The organism is Psychrobacter maritimus (assembly GCF_029953575.1).
Taxonomy (GTDB): Bacteria; Pseudomonadota; Gammaproteobacteria; order Pseudomonadales; family Moraxellaceae; genus Psychrobacter; species Psychrobacter maritimus.
Window position 1 is genome coordinate 692458 of the sequence record NZ_CP124526.1, and the last position, 17838, is coordinate 710295.

Genomic DNA, 17838 nt, shown 5'->3' on the forward strand with positions numbered 1-17838 from the left:
GTTAGTGATCAATCTTTTATCACGAAATAGGGACTGCTTAACAAGAGCTACCTAAAACCTCAATGATAATATGAGCGTTATTTTAATGTTCATTAAGATTTCTGATGGTTTTTCTTTAGGCGAATAATGACCATGGCATTTTTAGAAACCTCAAGCGCAAAGATTCCGCTACAGGATGGTAATAGCAATGCCTATCGCTTTGACTATCCGGAAATCTACGTTTTAATACTGACGGTTATATTGCTCGCTGTACATTTTAATTTTAGTCCGACTTCAATGGCGCTAGTGGTCATTGTCTGTCTGCCGAGCTTGATGCTTTTAATTTATAACTATCGTCGCCAAACCAGTTTTTGGACCTCGAACATTGTCATTATCTTATTATCGGCGGTCATCGGCTCGATACAGTTTTGCCCCATTATCTCGCTCAGCTTATCGGCGCTCATCGGCTTGCGAGTTATTCTTAGCAGTCCGGAAAACCATCTAAAACTCATAGCGGTTTCTGTAGTCACGGTCATTGTTTTTTATTATGTGAGTGTCACCTTAAGTAGCGCTCAAATAGATTGCCACGAAGGCTTGATTACCCCCGTCATATTATTAACCAGTATGCTTGTGCTATTGTGCCATTTTCGCCACGTTTATAATGACTATATAAACTATGAAGCACGAGCGCAGCAAGCAGTTGGGCGTCTCAATACCATGGTTTCTGTGATTAATAAGTTAACACGCTTTGTGCCGCTGCAAGTCTGGGAGCCAATTGTAAAATCTGACAGTCCCGTTAACGTCGATAATAAACGTGCCAAGCTGACGATTATGTTTTCAGATATTGTTGGCTTTACCGAACTGTCTGAGAGTTTGAGCGCAGACAATTTGGCTGATATCTTAAATACCTATATGCACTGTATGACGTTAATTGCCAATAAGCATGGCGCGGTATTGGATAAGTTTATTGGCGATGGTATGGTGTGTTTTTTTGGCGAACCAAACAGCCGTGGACCACGTCAAGATGCACTAGACTGCGTGGCAATGGCGATAGATATGCGCCGTGAGATGCGCACCTTGCGGCAAAAATGGCGCTTGTTGGGCTTTGAGGGTTTGTATATTCGTATCGGTATTACCACGGGCTACTGTCATGTTGGTAACTTTGGTAGTAATAGCCGCCTAAGCTATACCCTCATTGGGAAAGAAGCCAACCTAGCGTCAAGGCTTGAGGCGGTCGCTGGCGAAGGAGAGATATTTATCAGCGACAGTACCTATGATTATATCTCGCATGATTACGACTGCGAATATGCTGGTGCTTTTCAGCTCAAAGGTTTTGATAAAAAAATAAACGCTTGGCAAGTACTTGATCCTGATAAAAATAAAGGTCAGTTGTCGAAGTGGGTTGACCACACCTTACCAGGTTTTAATTTGCATCTGAATTTTAGAGACATGCAAGACAATGATTATCAGGATATCAGAAATCGCTTAAATCTGGCGCTGGCGCGTATTGAAAAAGAAGAGCAGACGATAGCGCTTGAGATGTTAGAGGCAAGTAAGCAAGAAAACAATCGTCATTAATAAGCGCAGAATGAAATCGATTTGAGTGATTTGTAGAAATAAATGTTTATAACATGACGGTTAAATTTGCACGCAGGATTACTAGAAGTAAAAACTAAAAAAGCCAGTTATGATAAATAACTGGCTTTTTTAGTTTGCTGTCAGCGTGTTTTCAACTAAATGGGCTTGGATAATCAAGCTAAGTCATAAGACACTACAAGTATTTAATGGTTTTCTTTGGCATGGTTTAGCGTGTACTTAGGAATCTCGATGGTCAAATCTTCGTCATCGAGCATGACCTGACACGATAGGCGCGAATCAGGTTCCAAACCCCAAGCGCGGTCTAGTAAGTCGGCTTCGATATCGTCCATCTCATCTAAGCTATTAAAACCTTTACGTACCACCACATGACAAGTCGTACAAGCTTTTGACATCTCGCAAGCATGCTCAATCTTGATGCCTTTTTCTAGCAGCGCTTTACATAAGTTGCTGCCTGCCTCTAGTTCGACTTCAGTACCTTCAGGGCAAATTTCATGATGGGGTAATATAGTAATTTTTGGCATAAGTTATTTGTCCGCTGCTAATCAATTAAAAAAATAAAAAGGGTCCGCCTAGTTCAACTGCTAGGTAAGTTTCTTAGGCGTATATATTATTAATGGTATCTGCTACCAATCTTGGGCACTGGTGCCTGCCATACTGGCTTTAACACTTTGATTCATAATGCGGGCGGCAAAGGCATCACTGTGTGGCTTTAACTGGGCTTGTTTTGCTTCGATAATGGCTAAATCATTAGTGTTAAGCGCGCTTTGCAGGTCTTGCATGGTTTGCGCCAATGACTGCTGCTCTTCAGCTGACATTAATGCTGCAAACTCGTTAAGCGCCGATTGTAGTGCCAATAATTCACGTTCAGCTTCTACTTTGGTCTCAATTAAAGAGCGCGCATTTTTATCTTCTTCAGCGTACTTAAAGCCTGCAATCAATAGCTGCTCTTTTTGCTCATCAGATAGACCATAAGATGGCACAATCTCGATTTTACTTTCAGTCTTAGTGGTGGTTTCTTGCGCACTGACGGTTAGCTGTCCATTGGCATCAATACTAAAGGTCACCTCAATACGTGCAAAGCCTGCTTTCATCGGTGGAATGCCGTATAGCTCAAAGCGTCCAAGTGAGCGGCAGTTATCGACCGTCTCACGCTCGCCTTGTACCACATGGATGACCATGCCGGTTTGACCATCTTGATAAGTGGTAAACACTTGGCGTTTTTTGACTGGAATAGGGGTGTTACGCGGAATCAATACTTCAACCAACCCGCCCATGGTCTCAAGGCCGAGCGATAAAGGTGTCACATCAAGTAATAACAAGCCATTATCACTATCGCCATTGACCAATTGATGCGCGGTTTGTGCCGCACCTAAAGCGACGACTTCATCTGGATTCAAGCGGCAAAGCGGCTCTTTAGCAAAAAAGTCTGCAACCACTTGCTGAATTGCTGGCATACGCGTAGAACCACCGACCAAAATCACTTCATCTAAATCAGCGGCAGATAACTTGGCATCACGCAGTACTTGCTCGCAGACGCTCAACGTACGGCGACTGACAGGCTCTGCAATCGTTATCAAATCTTTGCGACTTAAGACGCCTTGATAAGATTGCTCATTGACCACAATGTCGATATCGACTTGTTCAGCATCCGTCAATGCTTGCTTATAGCGCTTAGCTTGTTGCGCGAGTATTGATTTGTCATGCAAGCTTACGTCTTTGGGGTCGATATTTAATTGCTTAATCAGCCAATTGGTCAGCAAGCGGTCAATATCATCACCACCAAGCGCACTATTGCCGCCCGTGGCCAATACTTCAAATACGCCATCGCTTAGCTTTAAAATAGACACATCAAAAGTACCACCACCCAAATCATAGATTAAGTAGTAGTTTTCAGTATCGTCATCAGTAGGTTGGTCGAGACCGTAAGCGACTGCCGCAGCGGTAGGCTCATTTAATAGGCGTAATACATTGATACCTGCCGCCTGTGCCGCATCTTTAGTGGCTTGACGCTGTGCTTCATCGAAATAGGCTGGCACAGTAATCACCGCACCTTGTATGCTCTCATCGGGCAAGGCACTTGCGGCACGTTGCTCTAGCGCTGCTAAGATACGTGCTGAAACCTCAACAGGAGATACTTCCCCTTGCGCCGTCACAAACGCTGGCATCGCATCTTTGCTGCCACTTAACTCATAAGGATGAGAGAATTTAATATCTGCTTGGCTACGACCCATAAAGCGCTTAGCCGAGATAATCGTATTTTTTGGATCATCTGCTAAGTGAGTAAGGGCATCATAGCCAACTACTGGATTTCCTGTGCTTGGATAGTAGACCACAGACGGCAACAAAGTATCTGTCGTTGTCGCTGCTTGCAAAACTTGCGCCTTGCCTGAGCGTACCACAGCGACCAGTGAGCGCGTGGTACCAAGGTCGATTCCTAGACCAAAACGATGCTGGTGAGGTTGGGCACTTTGATTGGGTTCGGCAATTTGCAATAAAGACATAAGAAAACTCAAAGATAAAATGAATAAGTGAAATGGAACAAAGGCAATATACGGGCGACTATCATTTAACCGCTGTACTATTAACTGCTATTAATAATCTAATTGCTATTAATAATCAAAAATAGTTAAACGTAGGCATTTAAAAACATACAGACTTAGAAAGCCATGGTAAAAAGGTTAGTTAATATCTGCAATTATACGGGATAGCAGCGGTCATTTTAACCATACCCTCATATAAACTTGTCACTCGTAAAGTTAAACAGTGCTACTTAGCATGAGGTTAAACGTATAAGTCATCATCGTCTAAATGCTCAGCAGACGCGACTTCATCAAGTCCTGTGGTCACATCGGCATCTAACTTGACTAAGAATTTTAACTTTTGCGTAGCGTCAATCGCCGTTTGCCAGTCTTGGCTTTGGTAAGCGGTGTTAAAACGCTCTGACTGTTTGGCTAAACGCTCAGTAATCTGCGGGTGTAGCTGCTGCAATGCGGTCAGCTCTTTATCTTCAATCGCCTCATCTAAGTCAATACGCATTTGCATGGCATCTTCTAAGAAGTCTAAATCGGCAATAGAATGCTCCAAATTTTGGGCTTGACCTGCGATATCTAACAAATAGCTGGCACGACTATCGGGCACACTTAGCGTTTGATAAGCTTGGTTAATAAGCGCTGATGCCTGCTCTGATTGTTGCTTAGCTTGCGCGCTATCTGCCGCATTTTTATCATTTGCTACCGATAAGTTATCCGGATGATAGCGTTTTTGTAGCAGACGCAGCTGCTGATCAAGATGCTCTTGATTGACCGCAAATTGTACAGGTTGTTCAAATAGGGCAAAGAAGTTATCAAACTGTGCTTCTGAGGTGATGTCTGTCATATCGTCTGCCTTCATTTCTATTTATTATTGTGAGGACTTTACTGTTTTGATGGTCGTTTCAAATACTTTTTTAATAACTCAGTATTTAAGCGCTAATCGCTTGAGTGTCAATCGTTTAGCGCACTCTCGTTTAAGTCTTTATACCGTAAACGATTCACCGCAGCCACATTCACCTTTTTGATTGGGATTGGTGAATTTGAAGCCTTCGTTAAGACCTTCTTTTTCATAATCCATCAATAAGCCATCTAAATAGACCAAACTTTTAGGGTCAATAAAAATATTAACGCCAAGGCTTTCATAACGGGTGTCATTTTCGTCAGGTGTGTCAACAAACTCTAAGACATAAGCCAAGCCTGAGCAACCCGCTGTGCGGATACCCACTCGAATGCCTTCACCTTTACCGCGATTGTCCAAAAAATCTCGAACATGCTGAGCGGCGCGTTCTGTCATTTCAATCATGCCAACTCCCATTGACTCTCAAAATCGATAATAATAATTCACGCAAAATGCTTATTTTGTGTAGAGCTTAGTACGAATAAAGCGTTGCGAGTAATAACTTGCCAATAAAGCGTTAAAAAATAAATAAAAGGTGACAATTACATGAGCGTTATTGTCACCTTATTAGCGTTAGTAGCTTCTAACGTTACTGCGCATGGCTTTTACTGAAATACTGCTATTAAAGTATTGCTGCTAAAGCACTGCTACTAAAATATGGCTACTAACGCTCATTACATTAATAAGCGCATACGCTCTAAATTAGCTGGTTGCTTCTTCAGTTACCGCAGCAGCGCTATGTTTGCCTTTATAGTCGCTAATCGCGGCTTTAATGGCGTCTTCTGCAAGTACAGAGCAATGCACTTTTACTGGTGGCAATGCCAATTCTTCAGCAATGTCCATATTTTTAATCTCGCCAGCTTGATCCAAGCTTTTGCCTTTTAGCCACTCGGTGACGAGTGAGCTTGACGCAATTGCTGAACCGCAGCCATAGGTTTTAAAGCGTGCATCTTCGATGATACCGTTATCATCGACTTGGATTTGTAGACGCATCACATCGCCACATGCTGGCGCACCAACCATACCTGTACCAACGTTTTTGGCATTTTTGTCAAGATTGCCGACGTTGCGTGGGTTTTCGTAATGATCAATAACTTGGTCACTATAGGCCATGGGATTTTCTCCTAGTTAGATGATGAGTAAGCATTTAGACGATGAAACTGAATTAGTCACTTACTAACGCTAAATGCTTGTCTACTCATCGATAATTGGGGTCAAACATGTCGTTCATAAAACTGTATTTATAAAAACTAAATGTATGATTGTCTAATTAATGGTTCAGCTAATGGTTATATTTGATAACCATTAGACGTTTTACTGGTAAATATTAATGCTCAGACCATTCTACCGAGTCTAAATCAACGCCTTCTTGATACATATCCCAAAGTGGTGATAGGGCACGTAGCTTATCAACCGCTTCATGCATTTGCTTGATAACTGTATCAATGTCTTCTTCAGTGGTATAACGACCAAAGCTAAAGCGGATTGAGCTATGCGCCAATTCATCTGGGCGACCAATAGCACGCAATACATATGATGGCTCAAGCGTGGCTGAGGTACAGGCTGAACCTGATGATACCGCCAAGTCTTTTAGCGACATCATAAGCGACTCGCCTTCAACAAAGTTAAAGCTGATATTAACAATATTTGGCACACTGTTTTCTAAATCACCGTTTAGATAAATCTCTTCGATATCTTGTAGACCGTCCCACAGTTTTTGGCGTAGCTTTGCCGCGTGGGCATGGTCTTCTGCATAGCGCTCATTGGCTAAAGCAAATGCGGCACCGATACCAACGATTTGATGCGTGGGCAACGTACCTGAACGCATACCGCGCTCATGACCGCCGCCATGTTGTTCCGCTTTTAGGCGAACACGTGGTTTACGACTGACGAATAATGCGCCGATACCTTTAGGACCGTAAGCTTTATGACCTGAGAAGCTCATTAAGTCAATTTTCATCTTTTCAAGATCGACCAATACTTTACCAACTGACTGAGCACCATCGACGTGGAAGATAACGCCCGCTTCGCGAGTGATTTCACCAATCGCCGCAACATCGGTAATCGTACCAAGCTCATTATTTACTATCATCAGTGATACTAAAATTGTATCGTCACGTAAAGCTGCTTTCACTTGCTCTGGTAAAATCAAACCAGTGCTTGGCTGCGGCTCAAGATAGGTAATCTCAAAGCCTTCTTGCTCAAGCTCACGGCAGGTATCTAAAACAGCTTTATGCTCAATTTTACTGGTAATAATATGCTTACCACGAGACTGATAAAAGTGTGCTGCGCCTTTAATAGCTAAGTTATCTGATTCTGTCGCACCCGAGGTAAAGACGATTTCGCGTGGGTCAGCATTAATCGCTTCAGCCACTTGCCCGCGAGCCGTTTCTACCGCTTCTTCCGCTTGCCAGCCATAGCCATGTGAACGTGATGCTGGGTTACCAAAGATGCCGTCTACTGTCAGATATTCGCTCATCTTGGCAGCGACTGACTTAGCAACTGGCGTAGTGGCGGCATAATCTAAGTATATAAGGTTGTTATGTTGGCTCATGCTGGGTTTGCCTCGCTGGTCGATAGAGTAATAGTATTGATGTCTTTCATAGAAGTTTCTTTTGGAAAAGAGAGGTGCTGACGGTCTGAGACTGACTGCACGTGTTCCATGTCTAATAATTGCGCTAATGTTATATTTTTCAAGTACTGTTCAACATGATTAGATAGAGCGCACCACAAATCATGCGTTAGGCACATTGTACCACTTTGACAGTCGCCGCGTCCGCCGCACTGCATCGCATCCACAGATTCATCGACGGCAGAAATGATGCTCATCACATCAATCTCATTAAGTGGCTTGGCCAGATGATAGCCGCCTGCTGCACCGCGAATACTGGTGACTAAACCACGCTTACGCAGTTTGGAAAATAACTGTTCAAGATAAGAGATAGATATCGATTGCCGCTTAGCAATGTCTGATAAAGAGACGGCGCTCTCTTGTTGGCTGGTTTGCAATGCCAAATCAAGTAAAGCGGTCACGGCGTATCTGCCTCGAGTAGTCAAACGCATATATTATCTCCAAACCTTTTAAGGATAAATTTATTTAACAACGATCTTAGTCATGTCGTATTGTTAGAAGTGTGCTGCTATCAATCATTTATGCTATCAATCATTTATAAAGCATAAGTGGTTTATTGGCAGCTAAGTATTAATAGCTAATAGCATTTAATACTTAACGGCATTTAATACTTAATAGTATTGACACTTCTATTAAGGGAAATCATCTATCGACTAAGTGGTGTCTTGTCGCTATTAAACAGCAGATGGTTTACCCGATGTGTGCAACGATAGAGTCATTATAATCAATCCCGAGTAATTTAGTCAAGATTAAAGTGTGGTTGAATGGTGAGTGCAACTTATGACCATGATTGATAAAAACAATGACGCAGATATTAAAGGCAAATATGAAAGAGGAGTAGCGAGGAGGAAAAGTGCGCAATAGCGTGTATATTACAAAAAGCGTTTAATAATGCTAAGTATTATTAAACGCTACATCGATGTGAAGCTATTATATTCTTAAAAAAACGATTTGTATGAAATATCAGTATTTATAAGCGATCAGCGGCCGTGCATTGTTGTAAAGCTAATTCATTATCGAATTAGATTATTAAAAGTTAAGTCATTATAAATAGAGCGATGATAGCGGCAATGGCGATAACAGCAGCGACTATGCTCGTAATAATAAAGGTCTGCTGTTTGCTTTGTAATTCTTTTACCGTGGTTTCAAGCTCACGGTTTTTGATGGTCAAAGTGGTAATTTGAGTTTGCTGTTCTTTAATACGTAGCTTATAGCTCTCTTTTTTATCGGCCTTTTCAGCTTCGGTAGGCTTGGGCTTGCTTTTGCCGCCCTTAATCTTTTTAATCACGCCTTGAATCAAACTACCAAGACCCAGCTGCATAATAAACTGCTTCACCAACTGTACTTGCACCGACTCCCCACGCATTTGTAGCTTTTCGGTGGTTTCGCTGTCGTGAGTGGTGATGGCATTAATCACTTGAATGCTATAAGCATTGATAACAACGTCAGGCTCAGTACGCCCGATAGGCAAGCGGTCGTCCAATAACACGCCTTTGGTACTAAAAGTGGCAAAAACTTCCACATGCGGTAAGTACAATCTTAGCGCGACGACAGTCTCTTGCTTGGCAAGCGGATAAGCGGCTTTACGGAGCTCTGGGTCTAAGCGTAACAGCAGGGTCAGCGCCGACTCGATAAACACCAATATGATATTAAGCAGAGAGTGAGACAACGTAGAACGCTTCATGTAGATAATCCGTTTTTATGGTGTAAATGAAAGACAAAAGGACAGGCAAGGATCAAAGTCGACCCAAAATGTACAATAGAATTGCGCTTATAGTAACGCCTTTATAATAAAAAGTAACGCCCGTTTCTGTCAGTTGTTAATTTATTACCTTACAATTTGCCAGTCAATAAAGACACTGGTATTTATGACTGACAATGTATTAGTATGGCTTGGCAGTTATTTTTATCGATAAAAATTGGTTTTTAGCAGCGCAGTCAGTTACTAAGCGCTTTAATAAGCGTTTGATGACATTGTTTATGCGCAAACTAAATTGTTTGTGCGCAAGCTATAGTGTTTAACTGGCTAAGCTGATTTTCTACGCTAAATGACATAAGACCTAAGCCAAATACACCAGCTAAAATAGCGATTTTGCAAAAAAGTTGCAGCAGTTTTGAGTAACATTGGGTGTCAAATACGTAGTAGAGTGCACAAAAATATGTAAAATCGCTTGCGCTCCTTATGCTGCCTTGCTATAAAGACGTTAACAAAGCGAAACCTGTTTATACGCCAGTCAGGTGGTTTTTATTGCTTAAGTACTCTGAGAGCGATACAATACTTGGCGTGAGCGTTTTTTTACCCCCTAAAACTTGAAGGAAATTTTATGAATAAGTCAGAATTAATTGATAGCATCGCCGAGAAAAGTGGTCTAAATAAAACTCAAGCTGGCGAAGCTTTGAATGCAGTAATGGAAAGTGTTGGCGAAGCTCTAGAAGCTGGCGATAGCATCTCATTGGTTGGTTTTGGTACTTTTAGCGTAAAAGACCGTAAGGCTCGTACTGGCCGTAACCCTAAGACTGGTGAAGAGCTTAGCATTCCAGCAAGCAAAGTACCAAGCTTCAAAGCGGGTAAAAACTTGAAAGAGCGTTTAAACTAAGCCGTTTAAAACAAGCCGCTTTATTTACGCCATTTCATTCAAGCTATTTCATGATACACAGATGCTCGTTGACGACGTGATACACGAATAACAACAGCGTTTGTTGGCAGTAAATTGATGATGGCAACTCATGGTTTAAAGCACAATCAAAGTACAATTTAAGTCATGAGTGATGTAGCAAAAAAGCACCTAGAGATTAGGTGCTTTTTTTAGTGCTATAGTTTGTGTCAATTAGTGTGAATAGTAGCGTGAATATTTTGAGTCTGCATTAAAAATCACGTATCATAGGGCGCGCGATAGATGTGTTGTTTAAACAAGGGGTTTTAAAAACCTTGCTGTAAGCTTGGTCAATAAGCCTTGTTTTGCAACGATAGACTGCACACGTTCTTCTTCTTACCATTGCCTGCTTATACAGCGTTGATATTATTAATAGTATTACAATGGTCTTTCATCAATATAGGTTAATAAAGCAGAGATAACTATGGATAAATTGCGCGATTTTTTAAAAAGCTGGCCAGGTCGCATTTTATTGATTTTATGCCTATCGCCGCTCGCTCTATTGGGTGTCGAAAGCTACTTTGGAGGCGGGGTCGATCCCAACCAAATCGCTCAGGTAGGTGACGCAAGCGTGGGACTGTCCGAGTATCAGACTGCGGTAAATAACCGCCGTACCGAGCTTTTAGACCAAGTTGATGATGCCAGTTTATTAAATGAAGATGTGCTCCACGAGCAAGTCTTAAAAGGATTGATTGATCGTACTTTATTAGAGCAGCAGGCGGGTAAGCTTGGTATGACGGTTTCTGATGACACCATCAATCGCTTATTGCGCCAAGAAGAGATCTTTAAAGATGCGGAAGGTAACTTCTCTAACGATCAGTTTTCAAGCTTTTTACGTCAGCGCAATATGACCAAAGACCAGCTGTTTGCAGAGTTCCGCAATCAGTTAAGCTTAGACCAGCTCAACGCCAGTATCGTAGGCACAGCGGTATATCCAATGCAAGCGGTTAGTCAATTGATTGACCTGCAGCTAGAGTCGCGCAATATTTGGCTGCATCGTTTTAATTGGCAGGACTATGCTGAACAAGTAAAGTTGAGCAAGGGTGATATCCAAGCCTACTATGATGCCAATAAAGACAAGTTAAAAAGCGCTGCCATGGTTGATTTGGCTTACTTGCAACTGAGCCCGCAGGCGATTGAAGTTAATGAGGTTAGTAAAGAAGATGTGCAGCAGCAGTATGAAGCTTATAAGCAAGGTCTTGCTGTCGTTGATGAACGTAAAATTAGCCAAATCTTGCTAACCGGTAAAGATGCCAAAGCGCGCGCTGATAAGATTAAAGCCCGTCTTGCTAAAGGTGAGTCATTTGCTAAGCTGGCTAAGACAGAATCTGACGATCCATCAGGAGAAACAGGTGGCGATATCGGACGCTTTAATGCCTCGGTATTTGGTAATGACGCCCCAGCAGTTGAAAAAGCACTTGAAGGCTTGAGTGTTGGTGATGTCAGCGCGCCTGTAAAGACCAGCTTTGGCTATCAGATATTTACTGTGACTGAAGATAATGGTAGCAAAATACCAAGTCTAGACAGCATGCGTGCAGAGTTAACGGCTAAAGCCAAAGAGTATAAACGTCAGGAAATGTATGCGGATAAAGTGACGGCGATTAACGATTTGGCAGCAGATGGCTTTAGTATTGATGACATTGCTCAGCAAGAAAACGTCGCATTAAAACGTATCAAAGATTATCGTAAAGAAAACAATCAATCTGCTTTGGCGCAGCCTGCAGTGATTAAGCAAGCGTTTGATGAATTTACCATTCAAGACCAAGCAGTGACGGCAGGTATTGAGGTCGGTAATGGCACGGTATGGGTACAACCAAGTAACTATCGTCCAACGAAAACGCTATCTTTGACAGCAGCGACGCCAAGAATTACGCAGATATTGCGCCAACAAAAAGCGACGGCACTAGCACTAAAAGAGGCGAAGAAACTAGCCGCGGGAATTAAGACGCCTGCTGATATTGCCAAACAACCAGTTAAGCTACAAGCGTTAGGCGAAATAAACCGTCAGACCACGCAATTGACCGAAAAAGAGCGCGGCTTAGCCTTTAGCCAGCAAGCAGCCGCCAATGGTGTGGTGGCAGTAGCGAGCGAGACTGAGATGGGTGCGACGTTATTGGTCGGTGATCGCATCAAAACAGAGCAGCAATCGCCGTTATCTGATGCCCAAAGAGCACAAACTGCCGCCATTATTCGTGATAATTTAGGTCAAGATCAGCTGCAAGATTATCTAGATTATCTACGTATGGTATATAAGGTTGAAATTAATAAAACCAATATGGCCAATGCCCAAGGGCGTTAAGCGACCTATAGGGCATTTGTTAAACCCTTTGTTTTAATAAGCTTTATCAAATCCTAAATGTAAAAAAGCCACTATCGATAGTGGCTTTTTTATGTAATACGATTCTTATTTATTCTTAATGATTTTGTCTTAACAGCATTATCTTGACAGCAGATTAATGGCGGAAATGACGCATACCAGTGAATACCATGGCGATACCATGCTCATTTGCGGCGGCAATCGTTTCGTCATCACGCATAGAACCACCCGGTTGAATGATAGCAGCAATACCGACTTCAGCAGCGTTATCGATACCATCACGGAACGGGAAGAAGGCATCTGATGCCATTACCGCGCCTTCAGTAGCAAGACCGGCGTGCTCAGCTTTGATAGCGGCGATACGCGCTGAATTTACACGGCTCATTTGACCTGCGCCAACACCGATAGTGCGTTGACCTTTGGCATAAACAATGGCGTTAGATTTAACATATTTAGCGACATTCCAGCTGAATAACAAATCAGCAATCTGCGCTTCCGTTGGCTGGACGTCAGTGACGATTTTTAAGTCATTGGCAGTAATTAAGCCCAAATCTTGCTCTTGTACCAATAAACCACCATTGACGCGTTTATAATCAAGCTGGCTTTCACGCTGCTCAGGCGTTGGCAATTCACCACAAACCAAGACGCGCACGTTTTTCTTGCTCGCAGTCGCCTCTAAAACGCCATCTTCAATACTTGGGGCAATGATAACTTCGACAAATTGATTGTCAATAATGGCTTTGGCAGCAGCAACCGTCAATGGGCGGTTAAAGGCGATAATACCACCAAAAGATGACTCAGGGTCGGTACTAAAGGCGGTGCGATAAGCGGCTACTTGATCGCTATCTACGGCCACACCGCAAGGATTGGCGTGTTTTACGATAACACAAGCGGGAGCACTAAAGGCTTTAACACATTCAAGCGCGGCATCGGTATCAGCGATGTTGTTATAAGACAGCTCTTTACCTTGTAATTGCTGCGCGGTTGCAATAGACGCTTGCTTGCTTTTTAGCGCATGATTTTCAACATAAAAAGCAGCGTTTTGATGCGGGTTTTCACCGTAGCGTAGGTCTTGTACTTTTTCAAGTTGAACGTTAAAGGTACGTGAGAAATTCTCTGGCGTTTGAGTTTCATTAACTCGGCTACCCAAGAAGTTTGCAATCATACCGTCGTATTGTGCGGTATGCTCAAAGGCTTTAACCGCCAAATCGTAACGTAGGGCATGGGTCAGTGTTGTACCTTCACCTAAGGCTTCGAGTACGCGCGTATAATCAGCAGGATCAGTTACAATACCAACATAGGCGTGGTTTTTTGCTGCTGAACGCACCATAGTAGGACCGCCAATATCGATATTTTCGATCGCATCATTCATGGTCACGTCAAGACGCGCAATAGTTTCTGCGAACGGATAAAGGTTGACGACGACCAAATCAATACGTTCAATGGCGTGCTCGCTCATCACCGCGTCATCGGTACCACGGCGCCCTAAAATGCCGCCATGAATCTTAGGATGCAAGGTTTTAACACGGCCGTCCATCATTTCAGGGAAGCCGGTATAGTCTGATACTTCGGTCACAGCGACGTTGTGCTCGGTCAGTAAGCGGTAAGTGCCGCCGGTCGATAGTAAGCCAAAACCTGCTTTTAGTAGACCTTGAGCGAATTCAACGATGTTAGATTTATCGGAGACCGAGAGTAGGGCAAGTGGGGTTGTACTCATAAAAAAAGTTCCATAAAAAAAAGCCTGACGTAAACGCCTGGCAAGGTAATAATGGCAAGTAGTACAGAGTGTATCGTGATTGATAAGATCATAAACTCTAGCTTTGCCATAAATAATGACTGTGAAAAGTGGCTTTGAAAAACGGCTGCGAAAAATGATAATTAAAAGTGGCCGTTAAAAAGCACTGGAAAATAAAGTTGGCGCGCCCATGGTTTTAGTACTATTAAGCAAAAATATGGGTCATCTAAGCAAAATTAGAGGCATCAGTGCTAAGCCGTTCTACATTAAACCATAGATTTTTAGCTTTTTGCGTAGCGTACCGCGATTGAGCCCCAAAATTTGCGCGCACTTGGTTTGATTGCCTCGGCTCTTTTCAAGGACAACAGACAACAGCGGTTGCTCTATCTCTTTTAAAATAAGCTCATATAAGTCTGTTGGCATCTCATCATCTAACATCGCAAAATACTGCCGCACCACGCGTTCTACATGTACCCGTAGGGGTTCATGAACATGAATGCTATTGTCTAAAGAAGACTCTACCTCGTGAATTGAGCGATGGTAGTCCTCTTTATAGTAATCAGCAGGATTCTCAGCATTTTTGTCAAAATGATTGGCATTATACTGTGCATGTGGTGCCATAAGATAATGTCCTTGAGCGTAAAGAAAAACCATAAGGCGTTTGAGCGCTATTATAACAAAGTCATCGCCTATCACAGCAATAGATTGGGCATTACCATAGCATTGCGGCTATTTATTTCTATTTAATAGACTGTTTTGGAGCGCTTGGCTTTAATGTTATTGGATAGCATCGTATTTTTGATAAATGATGCCCTTACTAAGAACTTTCTGTAATAAGAGCTGTTTTTTATAAAAGATAATTTTGCATAAATTATGTGGTTATTCTTGCATAAGTCATTTGGCTATTAATGGTTTTTTAATAAGTAAGATTGTTAATAAACAGGAGTAACACTCACTTTACTGATTTGAGCATTGGCAACCGGTACGGTGAACAAGAGCTGTTTGCGACTTGACGCGCCTAATTGGCTCTGCGTGCTCAATAAATAATCCTGTGGCGCCGCGATAAATTCTCCGATAAGCGCCTTGTTACCATAGACACTGACTTTTACATGAGGAAGTAATTGTGCTTGCGGGCTTTGATTGTTTAAAGTGATGCTGATATCGCTAAATGAGCTGGCTGTTTTAATACGGCTGGATTGATGGCTAACATCGCTTGTGCTCAAAGCCGCTAAATTAGCACTGGGTAGGCTACAAGCCGCGATAGCACATACTTTTTGCAAGCGCTCTGCATGAGCAGGATTTTTAACCAAGTTATCTAAATTAAAAATGACATACTGGGCAAATAGTAGCAGCGCTAATACCAGACAGCCAAGTGTCCATAATAACGAGGCAATCGACCGCCTAGCAGGCGTTGGTGAAAACTTTGCTTGTGTCTGCTGTTGTTTAAGGCGTGCCGTCTTGCTATGGTCTTCGTCTTTAAGAGAAACACCCATACTGGCAAGCAGCTCTGATAAATCAGTCTGGTCTTTTGGCGCATCTTCACTTTTATTTTGTTCTTTAAGTAATTTTTCAAGCCATGATTCATCGGCATTGTCGTCGATACTGGCATGAATATCATTGGCTGCGGCTGAGCTCAGAGCAACGTGTGCGGCTGATGGCTGCTCTTTTAAGGCGGTACTTGCTAAAGCAGGACTTACTATTGGATTAATAGAAGAGTGCGTGCTTTTATTCAATGAGATAGGCGTGTTTTTTGCATGTTGATTACCCATAATGGCGGCAGAGTTGCTATTGTTGCTATCTGCGGCTTGAGTCAACCATGCATCCATGCTGTCTAATGAGTCATATTCCACATGTTCATCTTTATCTTCAAAACCATCAATGTCCATGTCGTCATAAATTAAGCCATCATGAATCACCTCATCCTCAATCATATCATCATGAATAAGAATATCTGCTTCTGCTGGCTCTGATGTGACGTTCAGCTTTGATTTTGTCTTTGATAAGACAGAAGAATTTTGCTTATGGATAGAGATATTAGGCGTAGCGGCTGCGGCAGTTTTATGTTCACTTGCTATATCGTCACCCGTGCGTTCTGTGTCAGCGGTGACGATAAGGTTGTTATTGACCAAAAAACTATGCTGACAATGTTCACAGCAGACATTTGCTGTTTTTTGGTCTAACTGAGTTTTTTTAATATTAAAAATAGCATGACAATGAGGGCACTGGGTTTTTATTGGCGTAGTCATAGGGTCAGAATCCAAAAAGGTATAAGTATTAATACCGCATAGCCACTCACCAATCGCTGCCAATCATTCTAATGTCAATTTAGATATGCTAACCATCATAACCCACAGGCAACTATAGAGCAGCGTTAAATACACAACATTTAACTGCTCCTCTATCGTAACAGATGTAATTAAATGTTGCTAGCCTGTAAATGTACCAGATAAACGCTGCCAATGTTGATCTTCTTGCGCGGTAAAAGCGTGCTTAGGATCAAGGGCAAAGTAGGGCTGATATGCTTCGGTAACTTGCTCGGTTTGGGATTCAATCAAACCTGCTAATACGATGCGACTTTTTGGTGCCATTAAGGTGGCAAAATAAGGCGCTAAGCCAATAAGCGGCTTGGCTAAAATGTTGGCAACCATGACTTCTACGGGTTTAATATCGTTTTGTTGCCAGTAGTTATTGAAGTCTTCTGGCAAAAATGCTTGCAGGCGATTATCAACTTGATTACGCTCCGCATTTTGATTGGTCGCCAGCACGGCTTGTGGGTCAATATCAACGGCATAAACCTGGCGAGCGCCCAACAAAAGCGCAGCAATCCCTAAAATACCCGAACCACAGCCATAGTCGATGACGACTTTATCGTTCAGGTCTTGCTCTGTCAGCCAATCAAGGCATAAACGGGTAGTGGCATGGTAGCCGGTACCAAAAGCCAAACCTGGATCCATAATAATATTGGTAGCTTCAGGGTTTGGCGGTGTTAGCCAATTAGGCACAATCCATAATTTATTGGCACATTCGATAGGCTGATAATTGGACATCCATTCACGTTCCCAATCCTTATCATCGACAGCACTGACCCACGTTCGGCTAGCTTGTACTTGTGCGCCGATTTCATGACTTAATTGCTCAATCGCTTGGCGGCTGCCTGCATCAGTGCTGGCATCGAACAATCCTGTGAGTATGACCTCATCCCACAACGGTGATTCACCAGGAAGTGGTTCAAATAAAGGCTGATCGCCGGCGTCATCTAAAGCAATTGATAGAGCGCCTGCCTCTAATAATAGTGCCTCAGCAAGATCGACGTTATTTTTTTCACATTGTAAGTGCAGTTGTTGCCATGCCATAAGGGTAACCTTAATGTTAAATTAAAAATGGATAATGAAAGGGGTGTAAGAAAGTAATCATTAAACGGGATAAAAAATTAACGACTAACTATATAAGCCTATTTTAGCGCTTATATAGTCAGTCGTCATGGTAAATACGA

General features: G+C 42.5%; 15 protein-coding genes. 3 read left to right on the forward strand and 12 right to left on the reverse strand.

Annotated features, from left to right (window positions below):
* Positions 1–132: 132 nt before the first annotated feature.
* On the forward strand, positions 133–1557 hold the full coding sequence (locus QJS82_RS02970; protein ID WP_201620205.1) for an adenylate/guanylate cyclase domain-containing protein: 1425 nt from the start codon (positions 133–135) through the stop codon (positions 1555–1557).
* A gap of 203 nt (positions 1558–1760) precedes the next feature.
* Here QJS82_RS02970 and fdx read toward each other — a convergent pair whose 3' ends face one another.
* The 8 genes from fdx to QJS82_RS03010 form a co-directional block, all read right to left on the reverse strand.
* Positions 1761–2099: an ISC system 2Fe-2S type ferredoxin gene (gene fdx / locus QJS82_RS02975; protein WP_201565424.1), complete on the reverse strand. Its 339-nt coding sequence runs from the start codon at positions 2097–2099 to the stop codon at positions 1761–1763.
* Positions 2100–2201: 102 nt separating this feature from the next.
* Positions 2202–4079 (reverse strand): Fe-S protein assembly chaperone HscA, encoded by a 1878-nt coding sequence (gene hscA / locus QJS82_RS02980; protein WP_201620188.1) that lies wholly within the window; start codon positions 4077–4079, stop codon positions 2202–2204.
* A gap of 280 nt (positions 4080–4359) precedes the next feature.
* On the reverse strand, positions 4360–4953 hold the full coding sequence (gene hscB, locus QJS82_RS02985) for a Fe-S protein assembly co-chaperone HscB (RefSeq protein WP_201620187.1): 594 nt from the start codon (positions 4951–4953) through the stop codon (positions 4360–4362).
* A gap of 138 nt (positions 4954–5091) precedes the next feature.
* On the reverse strand, positions 5092–5412 hold the full coding sequence (gene iscA, locus QJS82_RS02990; protein WP_149489769.1) for an iron-sulfur cluster assembly protein IscA: 321 nt from the start codon (positions 5410–5412) through the stop codon (positions 5092–5094).
* A gap of 297 nt (positions 5413–5709) precedes the next feature.
* The gene (gene iscU / locus QJS82_RS02995) at positions 5710–6120 is read right to left on the reverse strand and encodes a Fe-S cluster assembly scaffold IscU (protein WP_183620927.1); all 411 of its coding nucleotides are present in this window, start codon (positions 6118–6120) and stop codon (positions 5710–5712) included.
* Positions 6121–6334: 214 nt separating this feature from the next.
* On the reverse strand, positions 6335–7561 hold the full coding sequence (locus QJS82_RS03000; RefSeq protein ID WP_201565954.1) for an IscS subfamily cysteine desulfurase: 1227 nt from the start codon (positions 7559–7561) through the stop codon (positions 6335–6337).
* Positions 7558–8070: an Rrf2 family transcriptional regulator gene (locus QJS82_RS03005; protein WP_183620925.1), complete on the reverse strand. Its 513-nt coding sequence runs from the start codon at positions 8068–8070 to the stop codon at positions 7558–7560. The genes QJS82_RS03000 and QJS82_RS03005 overlap by 4 nt, the downstream gene beginning before the upstream one ends.
* A 605-nt stretch (positions 8071–8675) precedes the next feature.
* Positions 8676–9323 (reverse strand): hypothetical protein, encoded by a 648-nt coding sequence (locus tag QJS82_RS03010; protein ID WP_201620186.1) that lies wholly within the window; start codon positions 9321–9323, stop codon positions 8676–8678.
* A gap of 640 nt (positions 9324–9963) precedes the next feature.
* Here QJS82_RS03010 and QJS82_RS03015 point away from each other — a divergent pair.
* Positions 9964–10236 carry an HU family DNA-binding protein gene (locus QJS82_RS03015; RefSeq protein ID WP_068404475.1) on the forward strand — a complete coding sequence of 91 codons (273 nt, stop codon included), beginning with the start codon at positions 9964–9966 and terminating at the stop codon, positions 10234–10236.
* Between the two features lie 481 nt (positions 10237–10717).
* Positions 10718–12592, forward strand: a complete 1875-nt coding sequence (locus QJS82_RS03020) for a SurA N-terminal domain-containing protein (protein ID WP_201620185.1) — start codon at positions 10718–10720, stop codon at positions 12590–12592.
* Positions 12593–12746: 154 nt separating this feature from the next.
* Here the strand turns inward: QJS82_RS03020 and purH are convergent, their stop codons facing one another.
* From purH to prmA, 4 genes are all read right to left on the reverse strand, one after another.
* Positions 12747–14327, reverse strand: a complete 1581-nt coding sequence (gene purH, locus QJS82_RS03025) for a bifunctional phosphoribosylaminoimidazolecarboxamide formyltransferase/IMP cyclohydrolase (protein WP_201620184.1) — start codon at positions 14325–14327, stop codon at positions 12747–12749.
* 279 nt (positions 14328–14606) lie between these two features.
* Complete coding sequence (gene fis / locus QJS82_RS03030; protein WP_227670522.1) at positions 14607–14843, reverse strand: DNA-binding transcriptional regulator Fis; 237 nt, start codon at positions 14841–14843, stop codon at positions 14607–14609.
* Between the two features lie 434 nt (positions 14844–15277).
* A complete protein-coding gene (locus QJS82_RS03035; protein WP_281491186.1) occupies positions 15278–16591 on the reverse strand; it encodes a zinc-ribbon domain-containing protein in 1314 nt (437 codons plus the stop codon).
* Between the two features lie 180 nt (positions 16592–16771).
* Complete coding sequence (prmA, locus tag QJS82_RS03040; protein WP_201620182.1) at positions 16772–17698, reverse strand: 50S ribosomal protein L11 methyltransferase; 927 nt, start codon at positions 17696–17698, stop codon at positions 16772–16774.
* Positions 17699–17838: the final 140 nt, after the last annotated feature.